Below are 11754 nucleotides of genomic sequence, written 5' to 3' on the forward strand. Positions count from 1 at the left end.
CTAGGTTGTGGACTCATAAACCCTGGTCCAGAGTCGCGTTGAGGCGAGGGCGATGGCTGCGAGGAAGTTCCTTGCGAGCTTGTCGAAGCGTGTTGCGCATCGTCTGAAGTGCTTGAGTTTGTTGAAGTATCGCTCGACCAGATTGCGCTGGCGGTAGATGTCCCTTGCGACTGAGCGCTGGACTTTGCGGTCCCGCTGGGTGGGAATGTGAGCCTCCGCCCCGGCCGCTTCGATCTGCTCGATCAGGGCACGGGCGTCATAGCCCCGGTCGGCGACGACATGACGGGCCTGCCTCAGGCTGGCGATCAGGGCGGCCCCGGTGGCCTTGTCGCTGGCCTGGCCGGGCGAGAGCGCCAGGCGGATGGGCAGGCCGGCCTCATCGACCACGGCATGGATCTTGGTGCTCAGTCCCCCGCGAGAGAGACCGATGGCGTGATCCGGCCCCCCTTTTTTCCGCCTGCGGCGTGCTGGTGGGCGCGGATGATAGAACTGTCGATGAAGGCCATGGATTCCGGGCTCTGCTGCGCCAAAGCGTTGAAAACATTGATCCAGACGCCAGCCTTCGCCCATCTGTTGAAGCGGTTGTAGACCGTCGTGTAAGGGCCGTAGCGTTCCGGCAGGTCACGCCAGGGCGACCCCGTCCGCAGAATATAGAAGATGCCGTTCAGCACCCGGCGGTCATCGGTCCGCGCCACCCCGCGCGGCTTGTTCGGCAACAAGGGCGCAATGATCGCCCACTCCGCATCGCTCAAATCAAAACGGGCCATGAGACACCTCCTTCAAGGCAAGTGAATCATGACCCGTCCAATATGGGAATCCCGCTTATGGGTACAGAACCTAGGCGAATCGGATGGCGACTTCACCGAGACGAGCTTCTCCAGCAATGTCGCCGATCTTGAGGCGGCAGCCGCCTGGATGAAGGAAGAGACGCGGCAGGTCGGGCTGCTTGTCGGCCATTCGCTCGGCGGGGCGGCCGTCATCGTTGCCGCGGGCCGGCTCGACGGTGTAAAGGCCGTCGCCACGATCAATGCCCCCTCGGACGCCGACCATGTCCTGCGCAATTTCGCTGACCGCATCGACGCAATCGAGGAGACCGGCCAAGCCGAGGTGAAGCTGGGCGGGCGGCCCTTCACGATCACCCGCCAGTTCGTCGAGGATGTGCACGCCTCCAAGGTGACCGAAGCGGTCCACGCGCTGGACCTGCCGCTGCTTTTCCTGCATGCGCCGACCGACAATGTCGTCGGCATCGAGAATGCCAGCGGGCTGTTCCAGGCCGCGCGTCACCCGAAGAGCTTCATCAGCCTGGACGACGCCGACCATTTCCTCAGCGATCCGGCCGACAGCGCCTATGCCGCGACCGTGATCTCTGCCTGGGCCAGTCGCTATCTCGGCGGCGTGGCCGAGACCGGTGACCGCATCGACCAGACCCATGACGTGATCGTGCGTGAGACCGGCGAGGCGAGCCGCTTCCAGAACGAGGTTTACATCCAGGGGCGGCGCTATCTGGCCGACGAACCCGAAAAGATGGGCGGCTCAGAGACCGGGCCCGACCCGTATGGCTGGGTCACGGCGGGCCTCGGCGCCTGCACCTCGATGACGCTGCGCCTCTATGCCGATCACAAGAAGTGGCCGCTGGAGCGGGTCACTGTCCGGCTCGGCCATGAAAAGACGCATGCGGAAGACTGCGAGACCTGCGGGCCGGACGACAAGGTCGACGTGTTTACCCGTGCGATCGAAGTCGAGGGCGCGCTGGACGAGACCCAGCTGGCGCGGCTTCTGGAGATTGCCGACAAGTGCCCGGTGCACCGCACACTGGAAGGCGAGGTGGTGGTGCGTACCGAGATCGCTCACGCAGCAGGCGAAAAATCCAATAAAAACGCCTGATTGCCCAACTCATGTCTTAATGATGTTTAATTCACATCTAATCTGGCACTTTGCTGCCATAGGGCCCACTATTGTGGGGCTTAAGACACACATCAGGAGGTTGAGTGATCACGATGAAAGCGTTTGGTATCTCTAGACAGGCCCTGGTCGCCGCACTTGCCGGCGCCGGTCTGACAGGCGCCCTGGTTTACGCGCCACAAACCTTCCAGCAAGCCGACGCCAAACAGCCCATCACGATCGAGCCGCCTGCGGGCGCGCCGATGAGCTTTGCCGACCTGGTTGAAGATGTCAGCCCGGCCGTCGTCAGCGTGAACGTTGTTTCGGAGCGTGAAGTCTCCGGCATGGGCAATATGGAAGAGTTCTTCGAACGCTTCCGCGGTCTGCCCGGCTTTGACGATTATATGCGCGACCGCCAGCAGGAAGAAGAGGATGGCGAGGAAGAGCCGCGCACCCGTGAAGCCCGCTCGCTCGGCTCCGGCTTCTTCATCTCCGATGAAGGCTACATCGTCACCAACAATCACGTCGTTCAGGATGCGACCGAAATTGAAGTCGTGATGGAGGATGGCCGTGAACTTCAGGCCGACCTCGTGGGCACCGACCCGCAGACCGACATTGCCGTGATCAAGGTCAGCGAGCCCGGCCCGTATCCGTATGTGGAATTCGAGACCAGCAAGCAGCTGCGCCGCGGGGACTGGGTCGTCGCGCTCGGCAACCCGTTCGGTCTTGGCGGTACGGCTACGGCCGGCATCCTCTCGGCCGACGGCCGGGAGCTTGGCGGCAACAGCCCGTACACTGACTTCCTGCAGATCGACGCGGCCATCAACCGTGGCAACTCCGGCGGCCCGACCTTCGACCTTCAGGGCCGCGTCGTGGGTGTGAACACGGCGATCTTCTCGCCGACCGGCGGTTCCGTCGGGATCGGTTTCGCCATTCCGGCCGAACTGGCCGTCAGCGTCACCAACGCCCTCATCAAGGACGGCAAGGTCTCGCGTGGCTGGCTTGGCGTGACCATCCAGGACGTGACAGAGGACATGGCCGAGGCCCAAGGGCTTGAGAAGGCTCGCGGCGCGATCATCGCAGACGTCAATGACCAGAGCCCGGCCAAGAAAGCCGGCCTGCGCCGTGGTGACGTGATCCTGTCGGTCAATGGAAAGGATGCCGGCGACGCCACGTCGGTGACCCGTATGGTCGGCGGCCTCGGTGTCGGTTCGACCAACAAGTTCACCGTTCTGCGTGACGGCAAGCGTCAGAATATCAGCGTCACGGTTGGGGAACGCCCGTCTGATCCGAGCGCGACCCTCTCGTCCAATTCCGACCGGCCGAGTGCCGACAACGAAGGGGCCGAGGAAGGCCCGCTCGGGGTCAGCCTGCGTCCGCTCGACAGCGAGGCCCGCAGCGCGATGGGGCTCGATGAGGATGAGGCCGGCCTGATCGTCGGCGACATCAAGCCCGACAGTGCGCTGGGCGAAATCGGCATCCGTCCCGGCATGGCGCTCCTGTCAGCCGGCGGCCAGCCGCTCAATTCGGTCAAGGATCTCGAAAATGCCATCGGCGACATGAAGTCGAAGGGCCGTGACAAGCTCCTTCTGGCCGTGCGGAACGGCGAACGCACCATGTTCGTTACCGCCGATATTGGCGAACAGTCAGACGACTGACAGCAGAGGAGTGTCCCATGATGCGGGTCCTGGTAATTGAAGATGATCGCGAGCATGCGAATTTCATCAACAAGGTGCTGTCCGAAGCCGGCCACGATGTGGAAACGGCCTATGACGGTGCAAATGGTCTGGCCCTGGCCCGCGATGGTGCGTTCGACGCGCTCGTCGTCGACCGGATGCTTCCGGAAAAGGACGGGCTGAAACTGGTCGAGGAATACAGGAATGGGGGCGGGCAGACGCCGGCTCTCTTCCTGTCGGCGCTGTCGGATGTCGACAATCGGGTCGAAGGCCTGAAGGTCGGTGCGGATGACTATCTCGCCAAGCCCTTCGCCCCGGCTGAACTGGCCGCGCGCGTCGAGGCCCTCGGCCGCCGTCAGACGAAGGAAGAGCCGCCGGTCACCCGTCTCAAGGTGGGTGACCTCGAAATGGACCTGCTGGAACGCAAGGTCTGGCGGGAAGGCCAGAAGATCGACCTTCAGCCGCGCGAGTTCCGCCTGCTGGAATTCCTGATGCGGCATGCCGGCCAGGTCGTTACCCGCACCATGCTGCTGGAGAAGGTGTGGGACTATCATTTCGACCCCCAGACCAATGTGATCGACGTGCACGTCTCCCGGCTTCGCGCCAAAATCGACAAGGATTTTGACGAACCCCTCCTTCAAACGGTGCGCGGTGCGGGTTACTGCCTACAGGCATGAAATCCGGTCCCTTCGCGTTTGTCCGGACCTCGACCTTCCGGCTGGCGCTCGTCTACTCAGTCCTGTTCGGACTGTTCTCGTTCCTGTTGCTCGCCTATCTCTATCAGGCGACGGTGGGGTCGTTGCGAGCCGAAGCCGACCAGCGTCTCGATGCCGAGATGCGGGCCTTGGGTCTGGCCTATAATGCGGGGGGGCTTGAACGCCTCGAACAGTCGGTGATTGAGCGGGCGCTCGTTCCGGGCGCCCCTTTTCGTTATCAGCTGGAAACGCCTGATGGCGAGCGCATCATCGGCGATTTTCCCTACCTGCCGGTCTCGCCGCCTGAAACGGTGGGCGAGGTCAGCCAGGTCAGCCTGTCCATCGAGATGCCGCGCAGCGAGAACGGGCAGGGCGATGCCCAGGCCCAGGGGCCACCGGTCGTCACCGAGGCCGAGGGCCGGATCGTGCGGCTCACCAATGGCAATGTCCTGCTGGTCGCCATCGAAACCGGTGAGCGCGGCCGGATCGTGCGGCGAATCACCCAGGCAGTCACTACGGCCGCTCCCATCGGTGTGCTTCTGGCGCTGATCGGCGGCATCTTCATTTCCCGCTATGCCGCGCGGCGCGCCGAACAGCTGACGCGCACGACCGAGGAAATCGTCGCCGGCAATCTCTCCATCCGGGCACCGGTGCAGGGCTCGGGCGACGAGTTCGACCGGCTGGCCACCCATCTCAACACCATGCTCGAAAAGCTGGAACGCCTGATGGCCGCCAGCCGCCATTCCGGTGATGCGATCGCGCATGACCTGCGCTCGCCGCTCTCGCGTCTGAGAAACCGGCTGGAAAGCGCGCTGCTCTCCGATATGGATACCGAGACCGCGCGCGAGACACTCGCCAGCACGGTCGAGGAGGTTGACCGCGTCCTGCTGACTTTCAATGCCATCCTGCGCCTGTCGCGCCTCGATGCCGGCTCCGAGGGGCGGATGGTCAAGATCGACCTCTATGAAGTGCTCGCTGAACTGGCCGAGCTTTATGAGCCGGCCTGCGAGGATGCCGGGCTCAACCTGTCGAGCGAGGTCGCCAAGCCGCTGGTCGTCCTGGGCGACCGTGAGCTGCTGGCTCAGGCGGTGTCCAACCTGCTCGACAATGCCGTGAAGTACACGCCCGAAGGCGGCACCATCCAGTTCACGGCGCGCCGGACCTCCGATTCCATCGTGATCACGGTGGCCGATGACGGGCCGGGCATCCCCGAAGAGATGCGCGAAAAGGCCAAGCAGCGCTTCTTCCGTCTTGACAGCGCGCGCACCCAGAGCGGTTCCGGCCTCGGTCTCGCGCTCGCCGATGCCGTGGCCGAGCTGCACAAGGGACACCTCGATCTCCTGTGGACACATGCGTCGCCGGAGCAGAAAGGCCTGAAAGCGGTTCTCACATTGCCACGGGACAGCTAGAACGAGTCCTGATGCTTGAAATCAGACCGCTTTCCCAGGATGCCCACGAGGCCTTCGAGCTTGCTTCGCAAAAGGCGCCCTATCTCGCCCGGGCCGCCCGGCGGGCGCCGGAGGTTGTGGCTGCCCTGAAGACAGACAGCCCGGCCGATCTGGCGCAGAAGGCTCTGGATGACGCAGCTGCTGCCGCCTCGCTCGAAACCGTCGAGGAGGCGATGGCCGCCTTGCGCCATGCCAAGCTCGCCAACCATATCGCCGTGGCCGCCATGGACCTATCGGGGGCAGGCGATGTCATGGACGTGACCGGCCACCTGACGGAATTTGCCGACCAGGCCGTCCAGACCGCGCTCGATGTCGCTTTCCGCAAGCGCGGGATCAGTCCGGACGGGCTGTTCGTCGTCGCGCTCGGCAAGATGGGCGCGTTCGAGCTCAACTATTCCTCCGACATCGACATGGCGGTCTTCTATGACCCGGACGTCTTCGATGGCGGCGAGATGAGCGCAAGCGAGGCCGCCAGCCGGGTCATCCGCGACGCGATGCGGATCCTCGAGGAGCAGACCGGCGAGGGCTATGTCTTCCGCACCGACCTGCGCCTGCGCCCCGATCCGAGCTCGACGCCGCCGGCGGTCTCCACCAGCATGGCCGAGATCTATTATGAAAGCGTCGGCCAGAACTGGGAGCGCATGGTCTGGATCAAGGCGCGCCCCTGCGCAGGCGACAAGGCGGTCGCCAGCCGCTTCCTCGACATGATGCAGCCCTTTGTCTGGCGCCGCCATATGGACTATTGGGCGATTGCCGACGTGCAGGCGATCAAGCGCATGATCAATGACAGGGCAGGCGCGAAGGATCTTCGCGATCCGGCGCCGGACGTGAAGCTCGGGCCGGGCGGCATCCGCGAGATCGAATTCTTCGTCCAGACCCAGCAGGTCATCATGGGCGGGCGCAATGATTTCCTGCGCCACAAGAAGACGCTGAAAAGCCTCGACGCGCTGGTCGCGGCAGGCGCCGTGGCCGCCGAGGTGGGCGAGGAGCTCACCGATGCCTACAATGTGCTGCGCGCGGTCGAACATCGTATCCAGATGCTCGAGGACGAGCAGACCCATAGCCTGCCGAAGGACGAGGAGATGCGCGCGCGCGTCGCCGCGCTCTGCGGGCAGGCGGATCTTGCCGCCTTCGATAAGGGGCTGTCCGACGTGCGCAGCCTGGTCAGCGGCCACTATCGCGACCTCTTCGCCGAGGAGGAGCGTAAGACCGAGACGGCCGCGCACGGCAATCTCGTCTTTACTGGCGTCGATGATGATCCCGGCACGGTCGAGACGCTGAAGGAGTATGGCTTCTCCGAGCCCTCGCGCGTCATCGCCACGATCAGTAATTGGCACCGGGGCAAGACACCGGCGACGCGGACGGCCCGCGGGCGCGGCCTGCTGACTGCGCTCCTGCCGGACCTGCTCGATGCAATGCGGCGCACCGGCGAGCCCGACACCGCCTTCGCCCGCTTCAGCCGCTTCTTCGAGGGCTTGCGTACCGGCGTGCAGACCCTGTCCATGCTGCTGGCTGAAAACGAGCTGCTCGAGGACCTGGTGACCACGCTGGCGATTGCCCCGCGCCTGTCGGAGACGCTGGCGCGTCGCCCGGGCCTGCTGGAGGCGCTGGTCTCGCCCGCCGGGCAGGAATATCCCCCGGCGCTCTCGCGCGAAGCCGACTTCGAAAGCCAGATGGACGAGGTTCGCCGCTGGCAGAATGAGCGCGCCTTCCTGATCGGCCACCGCCTGCTGCATTCGCGCCTGCCGGCCGCGCAGGCCGCGCTTGCCTGGAGCGATCTCGCCGATGCCTGCACGGTGCTGATGGCCGAAGCCGCCGCCATCGAGACCGCGCGCAAATACGGCCCGCAGCCAGGCCACTGGACCATCGGGGCGCTCGGCAAGCTCGGCGGGCGGGAAATGACGGCTGGCTCCGATCTCGACCTCATTATCGTCTTCGAGGCCGAGGGCGATGCTGCCGCCGAGGCCGGCCACTGGTTCACCAAGTTCGCCCAACGCCTGATTACCGCGATTTCTGCCGAGACGGCCGAAGGCAGCCTCTACGAGGTCGATATGCGCCTGCGCCCCTCCGGCCGGGCGGGCCCGGTCGCCGTCGCGATCAGTGCCTTCGACCGCTACCAGCACGAGAACGCCTGGACGTTCGAGCTGATGGCGCTGACGCGGCTGAGACCGGTCGCCGGCAATGAAGCCCTGGGCGAGCGCATGCTGGAGATCGCCCGCGACGCGATCGCGCAAGGCAAGCCGGAGGCCGAACGCAAGGCCGATATTCTCGACATGCGACGCCGCCTCTGGAAGGAGCGTCCGCCGCGCGGAAAATGGGACCTCAAGCTCACCGATGGCGGGCTGATCGATCTCGAATTCATCCTGCAGCAGGGCATGCTCACCCAGGGCCGCAGCGAAATTGTTTCCCCGATCACGGGCGAGGTCATAGAGATGCTGACCGAGACGGGCTATCTCGACGCCGATGAGGCGACCGCCTTGTCGAAAGGCTTTACCTTTCTTCAGTCCATTCAGCAGATCCAGCGCCTGGCTGTTGGCTCTGAACTGACGGCCGACCAGTTCTCCAAAGGACTGAAGGCGCGGCTGGCTCTGGCGGCGGGGTGTGAGGATTTTAACGAGGTCGAGACGCGCTACAGCGCTGTGACAGAAGAGATTTCCCGTATCCGGTGCAAAAAGATCGGGACCTTGGCGACGGATTCCTGACGGGCGGTCGTTCCACACAGTGGGGCAACCACAAAGGAACCCGAGATGAGAAAACTCACCCTGACCGCCATCGCTGCCGGAACCGCCATGCTTGGTGTCGCCGGCTATGCCTATGCCGACCACCATCGTGGCTTCGGCAAGGGCCAGATGATCGAGCAACTCGACACCGATGGCGACGGCCAGATCACCAAGGCCGAAGTCGAGGCCATGAAAGCCTCCAAATTCGAGGAAGCCGATGCCAATGGCGATGGCGGCCTCACCATGGAAGAGCTGGACGCCTATCACGAGGCCCAGCGCCAGAAGCGTATGGAAGCCATGAAGCAGCGCATGTTCGAACGCGGTGACACGAATGGCGACGGCGTCATTTCGCTCGACGAGTTCGAGGATCGCGGCGCGCCCATGTTCGAGCGCGTCGATGCCGATGATGACGGCGTCATCACCGCCGAAGAGATCGAGGCGATGAAGGAGAAGCGCGGCAAACACGGCTGGCGCCACCATCGCGGACCTGATGCCGGTCCGGACGACCAATAGGGCAGGTCCTGGCATGCCGGCGCGGGATAATGCGTTTTCCTCCCTCGCGTCCCGCGCCGGCGCCGCTATTGTGACCGGGTGGCAGGAATCAGCGAAAGAGACCAGATCGCACGCGCGGCGGCCGGGGACCGGATGGCCCAGGCCGCGCTCGTCAATCGCCACATGCCGGTCGTCTGGCGTGTGGCCTTTCGCCTGCTCAGAGACCGGCAGGAGGCCGAAGACGTGACCCAGGAAACCTTCCTGCGCGCCTGGAAGATGCTGCCGGACTGGGAAGACCGGGCGAAGTTCTCCACCTGGGCCTGTACGGTCGCGATCAATCTCTGCCGCGACCGGCTGAAGAAGAAACGCCCGGTCCTGGTCGACGAGCTGCCGGAACAGACCGATCCGGCGATGCGGCCCGACCAGGCGCTGGACCAGAAACAGGCTGGCGAGCGGATCACCGCGCTGGTCGACAGCCTGCCGGACCGCCAGAGAGAGGCGCTCACGCTGTGCGCCTTTGAAGGGATGGGAAATATGGAAGCCGCCGAGGCGATGGGCATCAGCGTCGAGGCGCTTGAGAGCCTGCTTGGCCGGGCGCGGCGAAAGCTGCGGCAGACGCTGGCAGAGGCGCAGGAGGCATGAAGGACGAGAATGATGACAGATGAACGCCTGCTGGAGCTGATCGACGCCTATGGCGCCGACCCGATGAGCTGGCCGGAGGCCGAGCGTGAGGCCGCGCTGGCCCGGCTCAAGGCTTATCCTGCCCGTTTCGAGGGCGCGCTTGAGGCCGCCCGCCAGCTGGACCATGCCTTTGCCGCCGACACGATGCCGGACGCCCCTTCGGGCCTGGCCGAGCGTATCCTGGCCGACGCGCCGGCCCAAAGCCCTGCGCGCGGTGCGGGTCTTGGGGCTCGGCTGAAGACCATCCTTTTCCCGAACGGCCTGCGCTGGCCGGCGGGCGCCACGCTTGCCGCTTTGATGATGGGGCTCATGGCGGGGGTCGCGACCGCGCCAGCCACCGCGGACGATGGTTTCCAGACCGATGAGGAAGCGGTCGTCTATTCCGCCCTCGGCTATGACGGGCTGGAAGCCTACATGCAGGAGGTCGACGGATGAGCCGTTTGAAGTCTCTTTCCCCACTGGCGGTCGCGCTCGTGATCTCTCTCGTCGCGAACGCGCTGCTGCTGGGGCTCGTGCTCGGCAATTCGCTCGGCAAGCCCGCCCGCGACGGCGACGATGGCCGGCGGGGTGGTCCGCGTGGCGGCGGTGAGGAATTCATGCTGGCCCGCGGGCTGGAAAGCGTCGTGCCGGAGGAAACCCAGGATGAAATGCGCGAGACCTTCCGTGAGACCTTCCGCAAGTCCCGCGACCTCTGGCAGGCCAAGCACGAGGCCCGGGATGCGCTGACGAAAGCGCTGGCCGCGCGGCCGTTCGACCAGGCCGCCGTCGATGCCGCCTTCGCCGACATGCGCGCCGCCGATGATGCGCTGAAAGCCCGCTTCCAGTCGGCCCTGTCGGATCAGTTCGAGAGCCTCACCCAGGATCAGCGTGATGCGCTGGTCGCGCGGCTGGAAGAGATCGAGGCGCGCCGGGAGCGCTGGCGCGAACGCCGCCGTCAGGACCGCAAGCCGGAGAAAGACAAGGCCGGGTCGCCGGACGGCGGACGGCCGCGCTAGTCCTTCGACTTGTGGGCCAGCCGGGCGGCATTGGCCTCCCAGTTCTGACCGTCGAAATCAGAGACCTCGGCATCAAGCTGCTCCCAATTGTCGAGGCAGCGCCAGGTCACGGCATAGCCGTCCGGATTGGAGCGCGGCACGTAGAAGCTCTTGATGCCGCACAGGCTGCAGAAGAGGTGGCGGGCCGCGCCTGTATTGAAGCGGTATTCCGTCAGCATGCCCTCGCCACGCGTCAGGCGGAAGCGGCTGGCAGGTACGATGATGTGGTCATTGCCGCTCATCGCGCAGATCGAGCAGTTGCAATCCTCCACCTCGACATGTGCGGGCAGGTCGACTTCGAAGCGCACGGCGCCGCAGTGACAGCCTCCGGCCTGTGTCGTCAGTGTCTCGTCCATAAATTCATCCAAACCAGATCGGCGGTTTCCGGCCTGTCCATGGCGCAGCGCGTTCGATCTGTCCAGCCAGCGCATAGAGCAGGTCCTCACGCCCGAGCCGGGCGCCGAACATCATGCCCAGCGGCAGGCCGTCTCCCGTCCAGTGCAGCGGCAGCGAAATGGCCGGCCAACCGGTCTGGTTGAAGATGGGACACCAGGGCGCAAAGCCCGTCACTGCCTCGCCATAGGCATCGAAATCGGCCGGATCGAGGCTGAGCACGCCCAACTCGACCGGTGGCCTTGCGAGCGTTGGGGCGAGGATGAGGTCATAGCCGCCCGCGTCCATGAAGGTCTCGAAGGCATAGGCGGCCTCCTGGAAGGCATTATTCGTGCGCACCAGCTCGGCCATCGGGATGGTGCGGCCAAGCTCGATGAAGCGCAGCGACACCGGTTCGAAATCCTCCGGTCCTGTCTTGCGGCCCAGCGCCTGCTCGCGCTCATCGGCGACCATGGCCATGAAGGAGGAGACCATCATCATCATGCCCTTGCCGAGCGCCTCGCCATCGAGCGTCGGCCCACCCGCGTCGACATGATGGCCGAGCGAGGCGAGCAGCTTGCCCGTGGCCTCGAGCCCGGCAGCGGCTTCCGCGTCCGGTGTCACGCCATTGGGCGCGCTCCTCCAGAGCGCAATCTTCAGCGGTTTCGGGTCGCGCTGGGCGGCGGCGAGGAAGCCTGTCTCCGGCGCCGGGGCGACATAGCGCGCGCCGGGTTCCTGGCCATGGGTGGCGTCCA

General features: G+C 65.1%; 12 protein-coding genes. 9 read left to right on the forward strand and 3 right to left on the reverse strand.

Annotation, left to right across the window (positions count from 1 at the left end):
• Positions 1–767 (reverse strand): IS5 family transposase gene (locus tag B8784_RS13005; protein ID WP_143435309.1). Its coding sequence is split into 2 segments (ribosomal slippage): positions 1–440 and positions 440–767, totalling 768 coding nucleotides; the frame shifts between segments, so codons are not numbered across the junction.
• 28 nt (positions 768–795) lie between these two features.
• Here B8784_RS13005 and B8784_RS13010 point away from each other — a divergent pair.
• From B8784_RS13010 to B8784_RS13050, 9 genes are all read left to right on the forward strand, one after another.
• Positions 796–1884, forward strand: a complete 1089-nt coding sequence (locus tag B8784_RS13010) for a bifunctional alpha/beta hydrolase/OsmC family protein (protein ID WP_084398382.1) — start codon at positions 796–798, stop codon at positions 1882–1884.
• A gap of 113 nt (positions 1885–1997) precedes the next feature.
• On the forward strand, positions 1998–3539 hold the full coding sequence (locus B8784_RS13015) for a Do family serine endopeptidase (protein ID WP_084398389.1): 1542 nt from the start codon (positions 1998–2000) through the stop codon (positions 3537–3539).
• A gap of 20 nt (positions 3540–3559) precedes the next feature.
• Positions 3560–4234, forward strand: a complete 675-nt coding sequence (locus tag B8784_RS13020; protein ID WP_084398390.1) for a response regulator transcription factor — start codon at positions 3560–3562, stop codon at positions 4232–4234.
• Positions 4231–5661 (forward strand): sensor histidine kinase, encoded by a 1431-nt coding sequence (locus B8784_RS13025; protein WP_084398383.1) that lies wholly within the window; start codon positions 4231–4233, stop codon positions 5659–5661. Before B8784_RS13020 ends, B8784_RS13025 begins: the two co-directional genes overlap by 4 nt.
• Before the next feature lie 11 nt (positions 5662–5672).
• On the forward strand, positions 5673–8402 hold the full coding sequence (locus B8784_RS13030) for a bifunctional [glutamine synthetase] adenylyltransferase/[glutamine synthetase]-adenylyl-L-tyrosine phosphorylase (protein WP_084398384.1): 2730 nt from the start codon (positions 5673–5675) through the stop codon (positions 8400–8402).
• A gap of 45 nt (positions 8403–8447) precedes the next feature.
• Positions 8448–8933 (forward strand): EF-hand domain-containing protein, encoded by a 486-nt coding sequence (locus B8784_RS13035; protein ID WP_233356126.1) that lies wholly within the window; start codon positions 8448–8450, stop codon positions 8931–8933.
• 78 nt (positions 8934–9011) lie between these two features.
• Positions 9012–9554 carry a sigma-70 family RNA polymerase sigma factor gene (locus B8784_RS13040; protein ID WP_084398385.1) on the forward strand — a complete coding sequence of 181 codons (543 nt, stop codon included), beginning with the start codon at positions 9012–9014 and terminating at the stop codon, positions 9552–9554.
• Positions 9555–9563: 9 nt separating this feature from the next.
• The gene (locus B8784_RS13045; RefSeq protein ID WP_084398386.1) at positions 9564–10028 is read left to right on the forward strand and encodes a hypothetical protein; all 465 of its coding nucleotides are present in this window, start codon (positions 9564–9566) and stop codon (positions 10026–10028) included.
• On the forward strand, positions 10025–10588 hold the full coding sequence (locus B8784_RS13050) for a periplasmic heavy metal sensor (RefSeq protein ID WP_084398387.1): 564 nt from the start codon (positions 10025–10027) through the stop codon (positions 10586–10588). Before B8784_RS13045 ends, B8784_RS13050 begins: the two co-directional genes overlap by 4 nt.
• On the opposite strand, the gene B8784_RS13055 is transcribed toward B8784_RS13050, so the two are convergent.
• Both B8784_RS13055 and B8784_RS13060 read right to left on the reverse strand, forming a co-directional pair.
• Positions 10585–10983 (reverse strand): GFA family protein, encoded by a 399-nt coding sequence (locus B8784_RS13055; protein ID WP_084398388.1) that lies wholly within the window; start codon positions 10981–10983, stop codon positions 10585–10587. The genes B8784_RS13050 and B8784_RS13055 overlap by 4 nt on opposite strands.
• Positions 10984–10987: 4 nt before the next feature.
• The coding region (locus B8784_RS13060; protein ID WP_267889988.1) for an amidase family protein at positions 10988–11754 on the reverse strand (767 nt) is incomplete at its 5' end.

Source organism: Henriciella aquimarina (assembly GCF_002088975.1).
GTDB lineage: Bacteria > Pseudomonadota > Alphaproteobacteria > Caulobacterales > Hyphomonadaceae > Henriciella > Henriciella aquimarina.